The following is a 20613-nucleotide window of genomic DNA, read 5'->3' as shown; positions in this document are numbered from 1 at the left end:
TAGCACAGATGGCCCCAATATTGATAACAATATTGGGGCCATACTTATTTATTTTATATAATCAAATTTCTTTAGGGGTTAAACCAAAGTGGTTATATGCATGAACTGTCGCCATACGGCCTCGAGGGGTGCGCTGAATAAAACCTTGCTGGATAAGGTAAGGCTCTAATACATCTTCTATGGTTTCACGCTCTTCCCCGATAGCTGCTGCAAGGTTATCAACCCCAACTGGGCCACCCATAAATTTATCAATAATAGCAACTAAAAGCTTTCTATCTAAATAATCGAAACCAGCAGCATCCACATTTAACATGTCTAAAGCTTGGTTAGCTATTAGCCCATCAATTGAACCATCACCTTTCACTTGAGCAAAATCCCGCACACGACGTAACAAACGGTTGGTGATACGTGGAGTTCCCCTCGAACGCATAGCAACCTGTAAAGCCCCTTCTTCGGTGATATCTAACCCCATGTATTGGGCACTACGTTTGACAATATGTTGTAAATCGTCAACTTGATAAAATTCTAAACGTTGCACAATACCAAACCGGTCACGTAATGGTGATGTGAGCGACCCTGCCCGAGTCGTTGCACCAATTAACGTGAAAGGCGGGAGATCAATTTTAATAGAGCGCGCTGCGGGCCCTTCGCCTATCATGATATCTAGCTGATAATCTTCCATTGCGGGATAAAGTATTTCCTCAACAACTGGGGATAATCGATGAATTTCATCAATAAATAGGACATCATGGGGCTCTAAATTAGTTAACATGGCAGCTAAATCGCCGGCCTTTTCTAATACAGGCCCTGAGGTTGTACGTAGATTAACGCCTAATTCATTCGCAACAATCCCTGCCAACGTTGTTTTACCTAACCCCGGGGGACCAAAAATGAGTAGGTGATCAAGTGCATCCCCTCGCATTTTCGCTGCCTGAATAAATATTTCCATTTGGTCTTTAACCTGAGGTTGACCAATGTACTCATTTAATAGCTTTGGCCTGATCGCACGGTCAATAGCTTCTTCATCTGACTGTAATACTTCAGCAGTTATTAGGCGATCGGCTTCAATCATATTAAAAATCTCTCAATCAAAGTGCTGCACGAAGGGCATCACGGATCAGTGTTTCAGAGTCACTATCCGGTTTTGCGACTTTACTCACCATACGGCTTGCTTCTTGTGGTTTATACCCTAAAGCAATCAGTGCGGCGGCGGCTTCCGCTTCAATATCAGCCATATTTGGTACTTTGCTATTTACACTTGGCAGATTAATATCGCTATTTTGATTAAATAAATCCCCATTAAGGCCTTTGAAGCGGTCTTTCATTTCGACCACTAAACGTTCTGCAGTTTTCTTACCAATTCCAGGTAATTTAACCAGTGATGCAATAGCTTCTTGTTCAATAGCAGACACAAATTGTTGAGCAGACATACCGGATAAAATTGCGAGGGCTAATTTGGGGCCAACACCATTTACTTTGATCAGCTCTTTAAATAGCGCCCTTTCTTGCTTATCATTAAACCCATATAGTAATTGAGCATCTTCACGAACAACAAAGTGAGTAAACACAATTGCTTCTTGACCAATTTCGGGCAACTCATAGAAACAAGTCATTGGCATATGGACTTCATAACCAACACCTTGTAGTTCTAATAATACGATTGGAGGTTGCTTTTCTAAAACAATACCACGTAAACGACCTATCACATTGAAGCCCTCTATTGCTATCTAAACCCTGAACATACTATCTAAACCCTGAACAGGTTGATTTATTATCATTAATACCGTTGTTTATACCATAAAAAATGCTGGATGCATATCCAGCTGCGCGCTATTTATTAATAAGCAATTCTGTTTAAGATAAACTCGCTATCTTAAACGACCGCGAGTTAAAACTAACCGTGGGTCGCCAACTTTTAAAAGGTTTTGATTGAAATGGCAATGTGTTATCGCAATTGCCAAAGCATCTGCTGCATCAGATTGTGGGCTCGCTGACAACTTCAGAATCGATTTAACCATATGTTGTACTTGGCTTTTTTCTGCGGCTCCTGTGCCTACCACCGTTTGTTTGACCTGACGTGCTGCATATTCAAATACGGGTATATTCATGTTTGCAGCGGCGACAATCGCAACTCCCCGAGCTTGCCCAAGTTTTAATGCGGAATCCGCATTCTTCGCCATAAAGACTTGTTCAATGGATAATATATCCGGTTGATATTGAGTGATAATTTCCGAGACGCCCGCGTAAATTCGTTGCAGACGACTTGGTAAATCATCAACTTGTGTACGAATACAACCACTACCTAAATACAGTAGTTGCCGGCCTTGTTGGCGAATAACACCGTACCCCGTAACACGAGAGCCAGGGTCAATACCTAAAATAATCGCCATATAAATTTACTTATGCCTCTTTATATTAATCATGTTGTTCTAATAAGCTTCATAATACTATCAATTTCAATCAAATAGCTATTTGAATATCAAATCCAACATTCAGAATAGTGATAATAAAGGCGAGTTATGGCACTGATACTTAGCCAAGTATAGCGAATAAAAGGAAGGAAAGCATCGAAGGCGTTAGAGAAAACAGGCTGCATCAGCCCGCTTTCTCTACGCGGATTATGCTAAATGACTAGGCCGCCATTTAGTGCCTCACAACTTACAGTGTGGCAGCGACTTCGTCAGAAATATCACCATTGTGGTAAACTTCCTGAACGTCGTCTGAATCTTCTAACATATCGATAAGACGTAACAATTTAGGCGCTGTTTCTGCATCTAACTCGGCTTTAGTTGATGGGATCATTGAGACTTCTGCAGCTTCACTGGTGAAACCCGCAGCATCTAATGCATCTTTCACTTCACCAAAAGTTTCTGGCGTTGTGTAAACATCGATTGCGCCATCATCATAAGTTTCAACATCATCAGCACCCGCTTCTAATGCCGCTTCCATGATCGCATCTTCATCAACACCAGGCGCATAAGTGATTACGCCGCGTTTAGTAAACAAGTAAGAAACAGAGCCGTCTGTCCCCAAGTTACCACCCGTTTTAGTGAATGCATGACGCACTTCAGAAACAGTACGGTTACGGTTATCACTTAAACATTCAACCATAACAGCCGTTCCGCCTGGGCCATAACCTTCATAAATGATGGTTTCCATATTATCGTTATCATCATTACCAACACCACGAGCGATAGCACGGTTTAAGGTGTCACGAGTCATGTTGTTAGATAATGCTTTATCTACCGCTGCACGTAAACGTGGGTTTGTTGCGGGATCACCACCACCTAAACGCGCTGCAGTCACTAATTCACGGATAATTTTAGTGAAAATTTTACCGCGCTTAGCATCTTGTGCCGCTTTACGGTGTTTGGTGTTGGCCCATTTACTATGACCTGCCATGAAATATCTCCAAAAAACGTCAATAAATAATTAAACAGCAAATTCTAAAATAGCCTGACTGTTGCTCCAGGATTTCGTTAAGCTCGCCGCTTCATCTGGTGCTAGCCAACGATATTCGCTGTGTTCCGTCAGTAATGGCATTTTTTCTTCACTTTGCACCATTTTAAACCAATGTTCTTTGCAATGCGTAACATCGGGTGCATAACGATGCCTGAAATGTGGGAAAATTTCAAAGATGATACTGTGCGACAAATCTTGCAGCTGGTTTTGTTCAACCTCAAAACCTGTTTCTTCTTTAATTTCACGACACGCCGTTTCATACGGTTTTTCATCAGGCTCCAAACTTCCAGTCACTGATTGCCAAAAGTCTGGGTCGTCTTTACGTCGTAACATAAGCACCCGTCCACTATTTTGAGCCACAATAATGACTAATACTGATTCTGGGTGCTTATATTTTTTCATTGAACTTACTCTTCGTCTTTCGCAACCACAGCGATAGCAAGTTCCGTTAATGCATCCGGGTTAGCATGGCTCGGTGCATTCGTCATTAGACACGCGGCCGCTGTTGTTTTCGGGAAAGCAATAACATCACGAATATTATCCGTTCCTGTTAACAGCATCACTAAACGGTCAAGACCAAATGCTAAGCCTGCATGTGGTGGTGTACCATATTTCAATGCATCTAATAAGAAGCCAAATTTTTCGCGTTGGTCTTCTTCATTAATACCTAAAATACTAAATACTGTTTGTTGCATTTCGTTGCGGTGAATACGGACTGAACCACCGCCAACTTCGTAGCCATTGATGACCATATCATACGCATTAGCAACGGCTTCTTCAGGTTTACTCGCCAGTTCTTCAGGTGAGAAATCTTTAGGAGACGTAAATGGATGGTGCATCGCAGTTAACCCGCCTTCACCATTATCTTCAAACATTGGGAAATCAATCACCCACAGTGGCTGCCAGCTATTTAAATCGGTTAATTCAAAGTCACGACCGACTTTCAAGCGTAGCGCACCCATTGAATCGGTCACCACATTTTTCGCGCCCGCGCCGAATAACAAGATATCGCCATCAACGGCACCAGTACGGTCTAATAACTGGTTAATCACGTCTTCACTCAAGAATTTTGCAACTGGACTTTGAATACCGTCAAGGCCTTTAGCTCGCTCGTTGACTTTCATCCAAGCCAAGCCTTTCGCACCATAAATACCAACAAATTGACCATATTCGTCGATTTGTTTACGGGTCATAGCTGCGCCACCGGGGACTTTCAGAGCCGCAACACGACCTTTCGGATCGTTTGCTGGGCCTGAGAACACCGCAAATTCAACATCTTTTACGATATCCGCAACATCCACCAGCTCCATTGGGTTACGTAAGTCTGGTTTATCTGAACCATAACGACGCATAGCTTCCGCAAAGGTCATGATTGGGAAGTTGCCTAAATCAACCCCTTTTACCTCTAACCATAAATTACGGATCATACGTTCCATAATTTCACGCACTTGCTCTGCGGTCATGAACGAGGTTTCAACATCGATTTGGGTGAATTCAGGTTGACGGTCCGCACGTAGGTCTTCATCACGGAAACATTTTACGATTTGATAATAACGGTCAAAACCTGACATCATCAGCAATTGTTTAAATAATTGTGGTGATTGTGGTAATGCGTAAAATTTACCTTTATGAACACGGCTTGGTACTAAATAGTCACGAGCACCTTCTGGCGTTGCTTTGGTTAGCATTGGCGTTTCAACGTCCAAGAACCCTTCTTTATCCATAAAGTTACGAACAAAGCTGGTGATTTTAGCACGCGTACGCAGACGGTCAGACATCTCTGGGCGACGTAAATCTAAATAACGATATTTTAAACGACGCTCTTCTGTATTTGTTTGGTTGCTATCTAACGGCAGTGGCTCTGACTTATTAAAAACATTCAGTTCTTCAGCAAAAACTTCAATTTCGCCCGTTGCCATGTCTTTATTTTTTTGGCTATCTGGACGTGCGCGTACTGTCCCTGTGATTTGGATACAGAACTCATTACGCAGCTCTGACGCTTTTTCAAATATGTCTTTACGATCGGGATCGAAGAAAACTTGCACGATACCTTCACGGTCACGCATATCGATAAAAATCAAACCACCTAAATCGCGGCGGCGGTTTACCCATCCACTAAGAGTGACCTTTTGGCCTTCGTGAGCGATGTTTAACTGCCCACAATAATTAGTACGCATACAATATCCTTTTACTCAGCTGTTGTGCTTTTGCTTGCTGCGGGATTTTGGCATTTTGCTGAACCCTATTTATTTGCGAAACACGGGCTGAAAATTCAGAATGTCAAAAAGGCAGACATTATACAGGAAATTCTGTTAGACAAATAGTTACGTATTCTACATAACGCGTAAACCATTTTGTTTTTAATCATATTTTCATCAATTATTGTTTTACTAATCAACAATAATAAAATTGAATAGCGAGATAGACGTCTATCACGATGATCCTATCGATTTTAAGGGACTATCCGCACCATGTACATATTGCAGCAAAGGTTTATTTCATCAGCTCGAAGCCTTTTTGAGTAAAAAATCACCACTTAATGCATTCCAATTCAATTATTGATTAATAAATACCTCTTTAATCATTAATCTTTCTATTTCAGAATCGTTACCTTTTTCAGTTTGCTATAATCAAAATATATAGATATAACGCTGAATTAATCATCATCTGCAGTTTAAGGATTGCCCATGAAAAAATTTTTACTTGCCACTTCCATGTTCGTACTACTCGCTGGATGCCAAAACATGAAACCCGCAGAGACTGATAATACAAAAACTTTTTATATTGATTCTTCACTTGCTGATTGTATGGGCGTTGCCCCAATGAAGTGTATGAAAGTGAAAGAAAACCCAAGTGATGACTGGCAACTTTTTTATAGCTCAATTCAAGGCTTCGAATATCAACCAGGCTTCTCTTATACTGTACAAGTGAAGCAATTCGATGTACCTAACCCACCGGCTGATGCCCCAAGTATTCGTTATGAATTGATAAAAATCGTTGAAAAGAAATAGCATTTAAAAATTTAATTTAAGTCATTAAGTAATTTTATCAGTTTACTTAATGACTCACTTATAACCATAATTATTTTATCATCAGTAAATAATAGAGTGACCCTATTATGAGTGTTAAAATCATCGATAAGCTTGGGTTAATCACCCTATCAGATCACAAAATTGCGATGGTGCGTTCCCATAATAAAAGTTTGTTTTATATACCCGGTGGAAAACGCGAACAAGGTGAGACGGATGTACAAGCACTCTGCCGTGAGATTGCCGAAGAATTAAAACTCGACTTAGTTATCAGTTCTATCCGGTTTTATGGCGAGTTTATTGGCCCTGCTGATGGAAAATCAGATGGAACGCAAGTCCGTATTCGTTGCTACTTTGCGGACTATAGAGGCGAACCCCATCCTGCTGCTGAGATTGCCGAATTGGATTGGTTTAGCATTAACGATTTACCTCGCTGCTCAAGCACGGCAGTGACCATTCTGTCACAATTAAAAAAAGACGGATTAATTCAATAAAGCATATATGATTACTTAAAAAAGTTGTGATTTCATTTGTCGAACGGCTTTTTAGGATTTACAATTCACCAAATATTGTTAATACCCATTACTATAACTTATATTTTTAGGTGTTTTCATAGTTTGATTCGTTTTATGGTGGAGTAAAAAATGGTCAGCTCTTTGTACGCTGTACTGGGTGCCTTACTGCTGCTTAGATTATCCTTAAATGTTGTGAAGCTGCGTAATCAATACCGTATAGCTTATGGTGATGGCGGTTTTTATGAGTTGCAAACCGCAATCCGCGTTCATGGTAATGCCATCGAATACATTCCCATCTCTTTAATTTTATTGCTTTTAATGGAAATGAATGGCGCACAAGTATGGATGATTCATATTTGTGGCTTGATCTTAATTGCAGGGCGAATACTGCACTCTTATGGTTTAAAAAATCACGACTACTCATATCGCCGTTCAGGCATGGTAGCAACTTACCTTGCTATGGCGCTGATGGTTATCGCCAATACTTATTACCTACCTTGGCTACAAATCGTTTCATTTAATCTTTAGTTTTTATTCTCTGTAACGGCACGAATTATTAATGTGCCGCTCATTATTTCATTGCTTATGGATTGATTTTCAGTAGACTGCCTTTCTGATACAATCCTTCCCTACTTTTGTTTTTGATTAATACAGAACTTATGTCAAACTCGGATCCAACCTCAAAAGACCGCCTTTTCTCTGCGCCTATCGCTAACCTTGGTGACTGGCAATTCGATGAAAAAGTTGCTGAAGTATTCCCTGATATGATCCAACGCTCCGTGCCAGGGTACTCTAATATTATTACGATGATTGGCATGCTAGCGGGTCGCTTTGTCAAACCCAACAGCCATGTTTACGATTTAGGCTGCTCTTTAGGTGCAGCAACCTTATCGATAAGGCGTAATATTACAGTAGAAAAAAGCAAAATTATTGCTGTTGATAACTCCCCTGCAATGGTTGAACGTTGCCGCCGCCATATTGATGCCTATCGTGCTGACACACCGGTTGAAGTTATAGAAGGTGATATTCGTGATGTAAATATTGAAAACGCCTCTATGGTTGTGCTCAATTTTACTTTGCAGTTTCTCAACCCAGAAGATCGCCAATTATTACTCAGTAAAATTTATCAAGGGCTACAACCCGGCGGTATTTTAGTCCTTTCTGAGAAATTTAACTTCGAAGATAAAGAAATCGGTGAGTTATTATTCAATATGCATCACGACTTCAAACGGGCGAATGGCTATAGCGAATTAGAAATCAGCCAAAAACGTAGCATGTTAGAAAACGTGATGCTCACAGATTCTATTGAAGCACATAAAGCGCGTTTAAAAAATGCAGGTTTTACTCACTGTGAAGTTTGGTTCCAGTGTTTTAATTTTGGTTCACTGTTAGCGGTTAAAGAGGCCTAAGCATGATTGATTTTGGTCGTTTTTACCAACAAATTGCGGTTGGCCCCCTAAGTCATTGGCTTGAAACGCTTCCGGCACAACTTTCAGCATGGAAAAAACAAGGGTTACACGGTGGTTTTTCTTCATGGGAAAAAATGCTAGATAACCTGCCAGTAATGGTCCCTACTGATTTGGATTTACGCAACAGCGTGACTGCTACACGTGAACCCGAGCTCACAGCCGGTGAAACTCGGCGCCTGAATAATATTCTTGAACAATTAATGCCATGGCGTAAAGGCCCTTTTTCTCTCTATGGTGTGAATATTGATACCGAATGGCGCTCTGACTGGAAATGGGATCGCGTATTACCCCATATTTCATCACTAAAGGACCGTTATGTCTTAGATGTCGGTTGCGGCAGTGGCTATCACATGTGGCGTATGTTAGGGCAAGATGCCAAATTTGTTGTCGGTATCGACCCAACTGAATTATTTTTATGCCAATTTGAGGCGGTGAGAAAATTATTGGGCGATGACCAACGTGCGCACTTATTGCCTTTAGGTATCGAACAACTGCCAGAGTTAAAGGCATTTGATACTGTGTTTTCAATGGGTGTACTTTATCACCGCCGTTCACCTCTTGACCATTTGTGGCAACTTAAGAACCAATTAGTGAGCGAAGGTGAATTGGTTTTAGAGAGTCTAGTTATTGAGGGGGATGAATTTCAGTGTTTAATCCCCGGTGACCGCTATGCTCAAATGCGTAATGTCTATTTTATTCCTTCCGCTAAAATGCTCAAAGTTTGGTTAGAAAAATGTGGTTTTGTTGATGTCCGGATTGTTGACCAAGAAGTGACCTCTTTGGAAGAGCAACGCCGTACACAATGGATGAAAACAGATTCATTGGCTGAATTTTTAGACCCTAATGATAAAACCAAAACTATCGAAGGCTACCCCGCACCATTACGCGCTATTTTAGTTGCTCGTAAACCATAAAAAAATGCCTATGGCAGTTACGCCGTAGGCATTTTATTTCATTTTATCAAGATATTACATTGTTATTTGCCATAAATTATAGAAGGCAATTCGGCCAGCTAACTCCGCTAAAATAACGGCTAGCGCACATAAGCCTAATATTACAGATGAGTTTCTTCCGCGATATAACAGAGCCGGATAAACGAACAGCATCACCGCTAATACGACTAACTGGAAGCTCCAAAAACCAGCTTGTTCAGCGCTAATCTCTGGTCCTGTTTCGCCTAAAAATGACACATAAGCGGCACGAGTGGCAAAAATAATAATTGAACCAATCAAAAATGCCATCGCCCCTAACCGCTGAGCACCGAATAGAATAGCCAATGCGCCACCAGCAACTAACAGAGTCATCCACATTTGTACGGTTGTGAAAACAGTAAACCAATTGGCTACCGTCGCAATATTATACACTTGAGGAATTGACCAGACGAATGCCAAACCAAAAATAACCGTGGCAACATTGCACAGTTCACTTAGCGCTTTATTTTTAATAAACAAGGTGAATAATAAAGTTGCAGCCCCAAAAGCAACAAAAATACCACTAAGCAAAGCTTCATTACTCATTGGTGAACGGCCTACACCTAAAAGCATATTAAAGAAGCGCAGAGGCTGCCCAACGTGTAGCCCACCGATGGCTAGCGCAATGATCATAATGACAAATGCCGCTATATTGGCATGACGCAATTGGGTTTCGCTCAACATGCCCAGTTTTCGGCTCGCATATACTAATAAATATAAACCTGCTGCCGACTGCCCCAATACGGTGAAAAAAACGAGTGGAAGTTCGTGCATGTTATACCTCTGCTGGGTTTTGTAATTTACCGCTCTTGTCACCGCAAGGTTTAGCATCCTTGTGCGGCTTAATAACAATATTAGGATTAGTAAGAGCTGGGTTTGGCATGGGGGCAATCCCACTAATATTGCCATGGCGCTCGCGAAGAATGTTGATATCGTCAAAGTCCAATGCGCGTTGTGGACAAGATTCAACACAAACAGGTTTCATCCCTTTTTCGACCCGCTCATAGCACCCATCGCATTTACTCATCAATTTTTTCTTTTCGTCATACTGTGGTGCGCCATATGGACAACGTAGTTCGCAGTAACGGCACCCGACACAAATGGTTTGGTCTACTACTACTAACCCATCTTGTTCACGTTTATGCATTGCACCGGTTGGGCAACCTGCAACACAGGTAGGGTTAGAACAATGATTACAGGAAATTGATAGATAGTAACTATAAACATTCTGTTGCCATATCCCCTCTTGCTGTTGCCAACTTCCACCACCAAACTCGTATACCCGACGGAATTTAGGCCCTAAATCAAGGTCCTTTTCATCCTTACAACTCACCTGACACGTTTTACAACCTGTGCATTTTGTTGAGTCAAAATAAAAACCATACTGTTTCATTCGTCACTCCTTATGCACGTTTCACGTCAACTAAGTTAGTATGTTGCGGATTTCCTTTAACGAGAGCGGAAGGCTGCTGTGTGGTGAGTGTATTAATACAGCCACCAATATCGACCCCCTCTTCATTGACTTCTCGCCAAGCACCTTGCGGAACTGCAATCACACCGGGTAATACGCGTTCTGTCACTTTTGCTTTAATATGCATACGTCCACGGTCATTGAAAATTTCAGTCATATCACCATCTTGAATACCACGAGCAGACGCATCAATTGGGTTAATCCAATACTGGTGCGGAACGGCTTCGCGTAGCATCGCAATATTAAAATATGAAGAATGCGCATGGCCTTTATCGTGATAGCCAGTCATTTGTAGCGGGTATTTTTGTTTAGCTTGCTTGTTTTCGACGCCTTCAGTATTTACACAATATTCAGGCACAGCAGGTATTCGCTGGTCAGCAGGGTAATCCCACTCTTTCGCTATCTTAGCGAGCCTTTCTGAATAAATTTCAATTTTACCCGATGGTGTTGGTAATGGTGAGGTTTCAGGTGAATCTCTGAATGGTTTTAAAGCAATATAATCTGCACTATTCGCCAATTTTCTATCAACAATTCCCATGTCATTCGTTTCTTCGAACGTTGGCAAATGTGGATTTTTTTCTCGCATCAAGTTATAGCAATGTTCTATCCACTGCTCATGTGTACGGCCTTCGGTAAATTGGTCTTTAATACCCAGTTTTTCAGCGATATCAGTTAAAACATCATAAGATTGGCGACATTCCCATAATGGCGTAATCGCATTTTGTAGGCGGATAGCATAATGGTAAGCACCACTGGCATACGAGTTATTAATTAAATCATTCGATTCAACACTGGTCACATCAGGTAAAATTAAATCCGCATATTTAGTCGATGGCGTCATATGCGTATCCCAAACCAAAATAAATTCACATAGGGACTCATCCGTTAGAATTTTGTGGGTTTTATTCAAGTCAGAATGTTGGTTACCCGTGACATTACTCGCATAGTGCCATAAAAATTTCACATTGGTTTCAAGTCGTTCTTTACCGAGCAGTGTCGAGTTTGTCGCGGTCATTTCGGTACCACGCGCTATCGCATCTGTCCACATAAAACACGGAATTTTGGTTTTAACTGGGTTTGGAATAGCAAAACCTGGCACAGAATACGCCACGTTTCCTCCCCATCCTCCGGCATTCGTTCCTGGGCGTCCAATATGCCCCGTAACAATGGGTAACATCATCACAGCCCGTGCAGCTTGTTCACCTGATGCCGTTCTTTGTAACCCCCAACCTTGAGAAATCCACGCGGCTTTTGCATTACCCAGCTCACGAGCCAGTTGAATAATACGAGCTGGTGAGACGCCTGTAATTTGGCTAGCCCACTGCGGCGTTTTTTCAATACCATCATCACCGAGCCCTAAAATATAATCCTTATAGGAACCATTTTTTGGTGCGGACTCAGGGAGTGTCTGACTATCCCAACCCACACAGTATTGAGCTAAAAAGGCTTCATCCGTTAATTGTTCTTTAATTAATGTATGGATAATCGCAGCGACAAGCGCACCGTCAGTGCCCGGATAAATCGGGATCCATTCAGCACCTAGTGTTGTCACGCTATCAGTACGACGTGGGTCAATAATAATGACTTTAGCTTGGCTTTTTTCCAACGCTTTTAAGGTTTCGTAGAATTGCCCACCACCGGACATCCGTGTTTCCGCGATATTATGGCCAAACATGACGACTAAATCGCTATTGGCTATTTCAGATAACAGCGAATCATCCAACTTGCCATAAACATACGGAATAACACCGTTTATTTGTGCGGTTGAGTAGGTTCCATGTTGGTCAAGAAACCCACCTAATTGGCTTAATAACCGCTTGCAAGCATTACGTCCTTGTAAATTAGCACCGGTAGATCCTGAACCATACTGATAGTAAATCGCTTCATTGCCATATGTATCAATAGTTGAGCGCAATTTTTGTGCCACTATCGTCGTCGCTTCATCCCAACTGATCCGTTTAAACTTGCCTTCTCCCCGTTTACCTGTACGTAATAATGGGTATTTCAAGCGGTCTGGGTTATAGGTTTTCCAGCGAACAGAGCGCCCTCTCAAACAAGGACGTATTTGATGTAAACCAAACTGAGTGTCGTCATACATGGTTTCATTCGATATACGAGTAATGACGTCATCTTTCACATGTACTTTAAGTGGGCAACGACTGCCACAATTAACTAAGCATGCGCTGTATTTGATTTTTTCACTGACTTCATCTGGTTGAATTGTGATGGTTGGTGTTGCTTGAGCGGAAAAAGGTAGTGAGATGGAGCTGGCGATAGCCGTTGTTGTAGCGATAGAGGCAGAAGTTTGAATAAACTGTCGCCTACTCAGCGCTTTTTCCCTGATTTTATTGATCATTACATTGCTACCTTATTAATTATTATAAATTGAATTACTTAGTATTCTTATAGTAATTAGATAGTAGCCTTATAAAAAAAGTGGTTAATTGACATGCATCAACACAAGCAATAATTAAGCTATTAATGATAAATAAATCATATTATTAGTATTTCTATCGACTATTTTAGCAATAATTAACTGCATGGTAGCTAATAAACACTAAGAAAAACCAACTAATTGATTTTCCTTAGTGAATAACAATCTATTTAAAATTTCCATATCAAAGCCGTGCAGGTAAATAGTAAAGCTGCGTATTATGGCTAGCGGCAATTAAACGGAAACTTTTTCTGTAATAGAAATAAAGTCCTTCATCGCTTCTACTGTAGGGCCATCCACACAATAGTGAGTAAATTCATCGGTTTCGCTATTAGAAGCCATTGTAACGCCTACTTTGCGGTAACTCATGGTTGATGGTACCGTTTTCCCTGCGGAACTGTGTACCTCAGATAAACCGATTTCCATGAATTTACTTAGGTTAGCTAAACGTACGCCCGCACCCGCCATAATTTGTGGGCCATTGATTTGCTGGCTTTTTTCATGTAACTCTTTCAAGAGAGGTAAGCCCAACTCCGCGCTTTGTTGCTGCCCAGAAGTTAAAATGCGAGCCACGCCGAGTTCCTTTAATTGTTCTAAAGCTAACGATGGGTTAATACACATATCAAATGCGCGGTGGAAAGTAATATTCATCCCTTGAGCTATTTCCATCAACATTTGCATCCTGTTGATATCAATACGCCCTTCGCTATCCAATATACCGATAACGGCACCTGAAAAACCCATTTCCTTAATCATGATTAAATCTTCACGGATCACATCAAATTCACTGATGTTATAGCAAAAATCGCCACCACGAGGACGAATAATAGGATGAACTGGAATGTGTAGTTTCTCTTTCGCTAATTTCAGGTAACCATAACTGGGTGTCAGACCACCATCAGCGGCGCCAGAGCACAGTTCGATACGATCTGCACCATATTCTTGAGCCACTTGGGCACATTCAATTCCGAAACAACAGATTTCCAGTTTTGCCATGACAACCTCCGAAATAGAGCAATAAAACACTGGCTTTATGTGCCCAAAAAATAATGAAAGATTTAATGTTAAACGTTAACAATTCGCCTAATAATGCCATTTATCAAAAAATGTTATCGGATAGATATCACACCGCCAAAAGTTAACGGGTACTATTGATCAATAACGTTAATTACATCACTTATTTTTCACTTTCAATTATCTTTTTTAGCGGGAATGGATGGTATTTAACTGTTATCTCACCATTTGACACTGCTAATGTTGGATTTGGCAACCTTTCTTGCTGCCCTTTGGGTTGGCTCATTTTAATGCTATACCCTTGGGGTAAAGGTTCAGGTAATAACTGCAATGCCGCGGTTTCTAGCTGATTCGGCTCAACATCTATTACCATTTCGATGTGTTCCCAACTTTCTTTCGAGTAAATTTTGTCCTTTGGAAAAGGCAACTCAATGATAAATACATCTTGACCCGCGATATTTAATGGCTCACTTAGCTCATATAAACGAATCGGTCGGCCATTAATTATATTATCAGATAAAAGTTGGGCACATTGCATTAACCCTTGGTGCCAACGTTCTGCAGTTGCAATATGATGACAACGCACTGAAATATGGTCAATCGGAAAGGATGACAATAATACGTTTATCTCTTGCGCCATCTGTTGTAATTTACCTATGAATATAGGTAGGTCATCCCATAAATCTTGTAATTGCGAAATTTTGCTAAACTGTGGCACTTAACGCCCCCTTGACAAAAACTTATCTGCTAAACAGTGGCGCAGACTGTAGCATGAGAGCCCCAAAATGTGGTATAAAACCTGCCGATTTTTCTCTTCCACCTTTTAGTTATGCGCATGTGATGGCACAATGCGGTAACTATGTTCGTAATTTAAGGTAATTCGGTGAATATTCAGGCGATTCTTTCAGATAAAATTAGTACTGCGATGTTAGCAGCGGGTGCTCCAGAAGACAGTGATGCACTTGTGCGTCAATCCGCTAAAGCTCAGTTTGGTGATTACCAAGCCAATGGAGTGATGGGCGCTGCTAAAAAGATGGGGATAGCTCCGCGACAACTGGCTGAACAGCTTGTTAATCACTTAGATTTGGAAGGGATTGCCAGCAAAGTTGAAATTGCAGGCCCCGGCTTTATTAATATTTTCCTTGAGCCGGCTTGGGTTGAAAAGCATGTTGAAGAGGCATTGGCTTCCCAGCGCTTAGGCATCGCGCCCGTCAAGCCTGAAACGATTGTCATTGACTATTCTGCGCCTAATGTCGCGAAACAAATGCACGTAGGCCACTTACGCTCCACCATTATTGGTGATGCTGCGGCACGCACTCAAGAATTTATTGGTCATAAAGTCATCCGTGCCAACCACGTCGGTGATTGGGGTACGCAATTTGGTATGTTAATTGCCTATCTTGAGAAAGTTCAAAATGAAGATGCCACAGATATGGCACTTGCCGACCTCGAAGAATTTTATCGCGAAGCCAAAAAACACTACGACGAAGATGAAGAATTCGCAGTCCGCGCTCGTGGCTACGTTGTGAAACTGCAATCCGGTGATGAATATTGTCGTCAAATGTGGCGCAAATTAGTGGATATCACTATGCAGCAAAACCAAGAAACCTATCGCCGTTTAAATGTCACTTTAACCGAAGATGACGTGATGGGCGAAAGCTTATATAACAGTATGCTACCCGGTATTGTTGCAGACTTAAAAGCCAAAGGTTTAGCTGTCGAGAGTGAAGGCGCGACGGTTGTTTTTCTCGACGAATTTAAAAATAAAGAAGGCGAACCAATGGGCGTGATCGTCCAGAAAAAAGATGGTGGCTTCTTGTACACAACAACTGATATTGCCTGTGCGAAATACCGTTATGAAACCCTTCATGCTGACCGCTCACTTTACTATATTGACTCTCGCCAACATCAACATTTAATGCAAGCATGGACCATCGTCCGTAAAGCAGGTTATATCCCTGAATCAATGGCACTTGAGCACCACATGTTCGGTATGATGCTAGGTAAAGATGGCAAACCATTTAAGACTCGTACAGGTGGTACCGTTCGTTTATCAGACTTACTGGATGAAGCGGTTGAACGTGCTCAAGCGCTGATCCGTGAGAAAAACCCAGATATGCCTGAAGATGAATTGCTCAATGTCGCAAATGTTGTCGGTATTGGTGCCGTTAAATACGCTGACTTGTCCAAAAACAGAACGACAGATTATATTTTCGATTGGGACAACATGTTAGCTTTCGAAGGAAATACCGCTCCGTATATGCAGTATGCGTATACTCGAGTGGCTTCTATTTTCAAGAAAGCCAATTTAACCCATGCAGACTTAACTCTGCCTATTTCATTACAAGACCCACGTGAAATTGCGCTTGCGACACGTTTGTTACAGTTTGAAGAAACCATTCTAACTGTTGCTCGTGATGGTACACCTCATGTGATGTGTGCTTATTTATATGAACTAGCTGGTTTATTCTCAGGCTTTTATGAGCACTGCCCTATCTTGTCAGCCGATGACGAAGCTCAGCGCCAAAGCCGCTTGAAATTGGCTGCATTAACGCAAAAAACACTAAAAACGGGCTTAGATACTCTAGGTATTGAAACCGTTGAAAGAATGTAATCAAATCAATAAATAGTCTATTAACGGTTCACTTTGGTGAGCCGTTTTTGTTTGCGCTGTTTCGCTAACTTTGTTGTTCGTTTTTGTAATTCATCGATATATTCATTTGCGCAATTACGGAGTACTAAGTTCCATTTACAAAGTATTTTTGCTTGTTCATAAAGTTCAGGGTTATTCGACAAACGGTTATTCTGTTGTAGCCAATCAGCAACACTCGCCCAGTCCCATAACGGGGATGTCCCTTTCAAACGTTGTACGGGTGTAGGGAAATGGCCTTTACCTCGAGCCCCATCTTTCAGCAAAGCCACTGCTTGACGGGTTAGCCCTGTCAATTCTGCAATATCACTTAACCCAACCAAAGCGGAATCAATAGATTCCACTTTTATATTCAGCGATGTACTTTCAACATCTGTAATCGCAGTTTCAATTGCAAGATCAAAAGATTCCGCTTCCCTATCAAATTCTAAATAAACCGATTTACCATAAAAGCACACCAATGCATCGCAACAGCCTGCGGCGAATAAGGTATCAACTAAGCCTTCCGTATCAGCAGTCACACCCGATAGTGTTAATGTGAAAGTAAATAGCGCCATAATTTCCCCATCTTACATAAATAAGCGGCCTAAGCCGCTTGGATTAACCTAAAAGAGCAATGCAGTGATTCACTTTACGTATTATCTGTTTAGCATGCACTTCCATAACTTTTGGCGTTGACCAGACACTCATCATATGTGTTTTGTGTTCACCCACTGCGTTACCACAGCGTAACTTGCAGAAAGTATGTGATGAGTTTCCTGCTGTAACCCAGACCCAGCCATTTTCTATCGTATATTCAATAGCTGCCTGAACATGCTTATTTGGGTGTTTTTTCATCGACCTCCTTGATACATAACATAGCCATTCCGTTGACATCAGTCAACAAATAATATTCAATAAATTGAATACTCCCTGAAATTAATTGCTGTCACAACAACCCAGTAAATATACCCCAGAAATAGAGCTGGATATTATTTTTATCAATAAAAACAATTAATTGAAAATTCATGAAATAATTTTGAAATTAATAATTCAGTTATAAAGAGAATAAATTTGAGTAGATAATTAGAAATTGAAGGGAAAGAATTTATGCCTGTTGGCACCTTAACTACGTAGATTACAGAGATAAAAAAGCCCAATTTTATGAGCTCTCCTCATTAAAATTGGGCTTTTAAGGTCATTGACATACTTATTAATTAGGCAATACTGCGTTTCATAAAATCACGAGGGCGGAACCCAAGCACGTATAAAGCAACGAAATAACTCCCCGCGCCAACAATCACGACGCCTATCAAACGTAGCATACGCATCAGCATATTACCTTCTTGCCAAGACGGCATAAAATGTAAGACACCAAATAGCACGGCACCCATTACAATTAACGCTATCAATAATTTAACGATAAACCCTTTCCAGCCCGCTAAAGGCTGAAAAATATCTTGCTTGCGCAATTGCCAATAGAGAACTCCCGCATTAAAACAGGCAGCTAACCCAATGGATAAAGCTAAACCTGCATGTTGTAATGGCCCGATAAAGGCTAAGTTCATCAATTGCGTTAAGATTAACGTGACAATCGCAATTTTCACTGGGGTACGAATATCTTGGCGTGAATAAAAACCTGGTGCCAAAATTTTCACCAAAATCATCCCAGTTAACCCGACACAATAGGCAATTAAGGCATATTGTGTCATAAGTGAGTCATGCGCCGTAAAATTACCGTATTGGAATAAAGATACGGTTAATGCTTCAGAGAGTATCGCCAACCCTAACGCACAAGGTAGTGCCAGTAGCAGACAAAGGCGTAACCCCCAATCCATCAAGTGACGATATTCGTTTTGGTTGCCACTCGTAAAGCTTTTCGCAAGTGATGGCAATAAAATCGTTCCAAGAGCCACACCTAGTACCCCTGATGGTAACTCCATTAGCCTATCGGCGTAGTACATCCATGATACTGAACCAGATTGTAAAAAAGAGGCAAATATCGTATTGATAATCAAAGAAATTTGCGCGACAGAAACACCGATAATAGCGGGACCCATCATTTTCATTACACGCCAAACCCCACTATCACGAAATGATAAGCGCGGTAGCACTAACATGCCCACCTTTTTAAGGTGTGGTAGCTGATAGACCAGTTGCAAAACACCGCCAACCAGCACTGCCCATGCTAATGACATTATGGGTGGGTTAAAGTATGGGGCTGCAAAAGCAGCAAAAATGATCATACTGACATTGAGCAATGTTGGCGCGAATGCAGGGACTGAGAAACGGTTCCAAGTATTCAGGATAGCCCCAGCGAGAGAGGCCAGAGAGATCAGAAAAATATAAGGGAATGTGACCCGTAAAAGATCCGTCGTCAGCGCAAATTTGTCAGCATCGTCAGTAAATCCAGGTGCGGTGACATAAATGATCCAAGGGGCGGCAATCATACCAAGAATAGTTACGATCGCCAAAGCGAGGGTTAGCATCCCAGCAATATAAGCGACAAATGTACGAGTGGCCTCTTCTCCCTGCTGATTTTTGTATTCCGCCAATATTGGGACAAAAGCTTGTGAAAATGCACCTTCGGCAAAAATTCGACGTAAAAGATTCGGTAGCTTAAATGCGACAAAAAAGGCGTCCGCCGCGGCTCCTGCACCAAAAACTCGAGCGATAATGGCGTCGCGAATAAACCCAAGCACACGAGACATCATGGTCATGGAGCTTACTGCCGCCAACGATTTTAATAAATTCATGATTGATAGACTAAAAGAATACAATCGCATCAGTTTAACAGCGAGCGCTGCAACTGACTACGATTGAAAAGTAAATTAGGAATTTAGGCTTTATTCAGCGCCCAAGTGTTATCTGTCAATGCCGTCAATACATGGTCACGCCACTCACCATTAATTTGTAAGTATTGCTTTGCATAGCCTTCACGTTCAAAGCCAAGCTTAGTCAATAAATGACCGCTACGCATATTATGAGGCATATAATTTGCCATAATTCGGTGCATTTTTTGGTGTTGTTGCATATAACGAATCGCTTGGGTTAGCGCTTCATACATTAGACCTTGTCCTTGCCATTTTTCACCTAGTGAATAGCCTAAGTAACAGGCATAAAATGAGCCGCGCAATACATTACTAAAGTTCGCTACCCCCATAACTTCGTTTTCTTCTTTATCTAATAGTAAGAAATGGAAAGCACTTCCTTCTCGATGCATTTCATTCATGACTTGTAACCGATTATGCCAGCCAGCGGGCTGGTAATGAGAGTTGTCCCTGATGGGTTCCCACGGAATTAAAAAGTCTTTATTCAGACTGTAATAATCAGCTAGTCGATAATTATCACGTTCGTAAGTCAAACGAATAACCATTCTATCAGTGACAAGACGCACTTTCGGTACATTTGAACGATAACCAAACATCGTTAACCCTTAATTAATAAAAAGCCAGATATTTTCTTTAGTTCCAAGCCAATAACTTAGAACGTTAAAGTGTAGCTTACAATTCATTCACGAAAAATATGTTACATAAATTAAAATATGAATACATCACTAGATGCCTTCATTGTGAAGCATACTCAAGTATGTGACCCAGATAGCCAAACGCAGTCAACA

21 protein-coding genes are annotated in these 20613 nt (G+C 41.3%); 6 read left to right on the top strand and 15 right to left on the bottom strand.

Annotation, left to right across the window (positions count from 1 at the left end):
• Nucleotides 1-61 precede the first annotated feature (61 nt).
• The 6 genes from ruvB to aspS form a co-directional block, all read right to left on the bottom strand.
• Nucleotides 62-1072: a Holliday junction branch migration DNA helicase RuvB gene (gene ruvB, locus PSF31_RS18870; protein ID WP_004255021.1), complete on the bottom strand. Its 1011-nt coding sequence runs from the start codon at nucleotides 1070-1072 to the stop codon at nucleotides 62-64.
• Nucleotides 1073-1088: 16 nt separating this feature from the next.
• Complete coding sequence (ruvA, locus tag PSF31_RS18865; RefSeq protein WP_004255023.1) at nucleotides 1089-1706, bottom strand: Holliday junction branch migration protein RuvA; 618 nt, start codon at nucleotides 1704-1706, stop codon at nucleotides 1089-1091.
• Nucleotides 1707-1868: 162 nt separating this feature from the next.
• Nucleotides 1869-2390: a crossover junction endodeoxyribonuclease RuvC gene (ruvC, locus tag PSF31_RS18860; protein ID WP_004255028.1), complete on the bottom strand. Its 522-nt coding sequence runs from the start codon at nucleotides 2388-2390 to the stop codon at nucleotides 1869-1871.
• Between the two features lie 268 nt (nucleotides 2391-2658).
• Entirely contained in the window at nucleotides 2659-3402 is a 744-nt protein-coding gene (locus PSF31_RS18855) for a YebC/PmpR family DNA-binding transcriptional regulator (RefSeq protein ID WP_004255032.1), read from the bottom strand.
• A gap of 30 nt (nucleotides 3403-3432) precedes the next feature.
• Nucleotides 3433-3864 carry a dihydroneopterin triphosphate diphosphatase gene (gene nudB, locus PSF31_RS18850; protein WP_096864855.1) on the bottom strand — a complete coding sequence of 144 codons (432 nt, stop codon included), beginning with the start codon at nucleotides 3862-3864 and terminating at the stop codon, nucleotides 3433-3435.
• A 5-nt stretch (nucleotides 3865-3869) separates the two neighbouring features.
• On the bottom strand, nucleotides 3870-5639 hold the full coding sequence (gene aspS, locus PSF31_RS18845) for an aspartate--tRNA ligase (protein ID WP_004255040.1): 1770 nt from the start codon (nucleotides 5637-5639) through the stop codon (nucleotides 3870-3872).
• Nucleotides 5640-6149: 510 nt separating this feature from the next.
• On the opposite strand from aspS, the gene PSF31_RS18840 reads away from it, so the two are divergent.
• The 5 genes from PSF31_RS18840 to cmoB all read left to right on the top strand — a co-directional run bounded on the left by PSF31_RS18840 (nucleotide 6150) and on the right by cmoB (nucleotide 9389).
• On the top strand, nucleotides 6150-6473 hold the full coding sequence (locus PSF31_RS18840) for a DUF4377 domain-containing protein (protein ID WP_004255044.1): 324 nt from the start codon (nucleotides 6150-6152) through the stop codon (nucleotides 6471-6473).
• Nucleotides 6474-6580: 107 nt separating this feature from the next.
• Nucleotides 6581-6985, top strand: a complete 405-nt coding sequence (locus tag PSF31_RS18835; protein WP_004255045.1) for an NUDIX hydrolase — start codon at nucleotides 6581-6583, stop codon at nucleotides 6983-6985.
• 150 nt (nucleotides 6986-7135) lie between these two features.
• A complete protein-coding gene (locus PSF31_RS18830; RefSeq protein WP_004255048.1) occupies nucleotides 7136-7534 on the top strand; it encodes an MAPEG family protein in 399 nt (132 codons plus the stop codon).
• 131 nt (nucleotides 7535-7665) lie between these two features.
• Nucleotides 7666-8415, top strand: coding sequence for a carboxy-S-adenosyl-L-methionine synthase CmoA (gene cmoA, locus PSF31_RS18825; protein WP_096864853.1), 750 nt, complete (start codon nucleotides 7666-7668; stop codon nucleotides 8413-8415).
• A 2-nt stretch (nucleotides 8416-8417) separates the two neighbouring features.
• Complete coding sequence (cmoB, locus tag PSF31_RS18820; RefSeq protein WP_096864852.1) at nucleotides 8418-9389, top strand: tRNA 5-methoxyuridine(34)/uridine 5-oxyacetic acid(34) synthase CmoB; 972 nt, start codon at nucleotides 8418-8420, stop codon at nucleotides 9387-9389.
• Between the two features lie 54 nt (nucleotides 9390-9443).
• Here cmoB and PSF31_RS18815 read toward each other — a convergent pair whose 3' ends face one another.
• From PSF31_RS18815 to PSF31_RS18795, 5 genes are all read right to left on the bottom strand, one after another.
• The gene (locus PSF31_RS18815) at nucleotides 9444-10220 is read right to left on the bottom strand and encodes a dimethyl sulfoxide reductase anchor subunit family protein (protein WP_096864851.1); all 777 of its coding nucleotides are present in this window, start codon (nucleotides 10218-10220) and stop codon (nucleotides 9444-9446) included.
• A 1-nt stretch (nucleotide 10221) separates the two neighbouring features.
• Nucleotides 10222-10839: a DMSO/selenate family reductase complex B subunit gene (locus PSF31_RS18810; protein WP_096864850.1), complete on the bottom strand. Its 618-nt coding sequence runs from the start codon at nucleotides 10837-10839 to the stop codon at nucleotides 10222-10224.
• A 10-nt stretch (nucleotides 10840-10849) separates the two neighbouring features.
• Entirely contained in the window at nucleotides 10850-13273 is a 2424-nt protein-coding gene (locus PSF31_RS18805) for a DMSO/selenate family reductase complex A subunit (protein ID WP_096864849.1), read from the bottom strand.
• A 312-nt stretch (nucleotides 13274-13585) separates the two neighbouring features.
• Nucleotides 13586-14347, bottom strand: coding sequence for a copper homeostasis protein CutC (cutC, locus tag PSF31_RS18800; protein WP_096864848.1), 762 nt, complete (start codon nucleotides 14345-14347; stop codon nucleotides 13586-13588).
• Nucleotides 14348-14528: 181 nt separating this feature from the next.
• Entirely contained in the window at nucleotides 14529-15083 is a 555-nt protein-coding gene (locus tag PSF31_RS18795; RefSeq protein WP_094962958.1) for a VOC family protein, read from the bottom strand.
• A gap of 165 nt (nucleotides 15084-15248) precedes the next feature.
• On the opposite strand from PSF31_RS18795, the gene argS reads away from it, so the two are divergent.
• Nucleotides 15249-16979, top strand: a complete 1731-nt coding sequence (argS, locus tag PSF31_RS18790) for an arginine--tRNA ligase (protein ID WP_096864847.1) — start codon at nucleotides 15249-15251, stop codon at nucleotides 16977-16979.
• 20 nt (nucleotides 16980-16999) lie between these two features.
• On the opposite strand, the gene PSF31_RS18785 is transcribed toward argS, so the two are convergent.
• The 4 genes from PSF31_RS18785 to rimJ form a co-directional block, all read right to left on the bottom strand.
• A complete protein-coding gene (locus PSF31_RS18785; protein ID WP_004255079.1) occupies nucleotides 17000-17572 on the bottom strand; it encodes a helix-turn-helix transcriptional regulator in 573 nt (190 codons plus the stop codon).
• 43 nt (nucleotides 17573-17615) lie between these two features.
• On the bottom strand, nucleotides 17616-17852 hold the full coding sequence (locus PSF31_RS18780; RefSeq protein ID WP_096864846.1) for a hypothetical protein: 237 nt from the start codon (nucleotides 17850-17852) through the stop codon (nucleotides 17616-17618).
• A 359-nt stretch (nucleotides 17853-18211) separates the two neighbouring features.
• Nucleotides 18212-19750, bottom strand: a complete 1539-nt coding sequence (gene murJ, locus PSF31_RS18775; protein ID WP_094962954.1) for a murein biosynthesis integral membrane protein MurJ — start codon at nucleotides 19748-19750, stop codon at nucleotides 18212-18214.
• Nucleotides 19751-19833: 83 nt separating this feature from the next.
• A complete protein-coding gene (rimJ, locus tag PSF31_RS18770) occupies nucleotides 19834-20421 on the bottom strand; it encodes a ribosomal protein S5-alanine N-acetyltransferase (RefSeq protein ID WP_094962953.1) in 588 nt (195 codons plus the stop codon).
• Between the last annotated feature and the right edge of the window lie 192 nt (nucleotides 20422-20613).

The organism is Providencia sp. PROV156, from assembly GCF_028480905.1.
In the GTDB taxonomy this organism is placed as follows: Bacteria; Pseudomonadota; Gammaproteobacteria; order Enterobacterales; family Enterobacteriaceae; genus Providencia; species Providencia hangzhouensis.
This window is presented reverse-complemented; position numbering and strand designations above follow the sequence as displayed.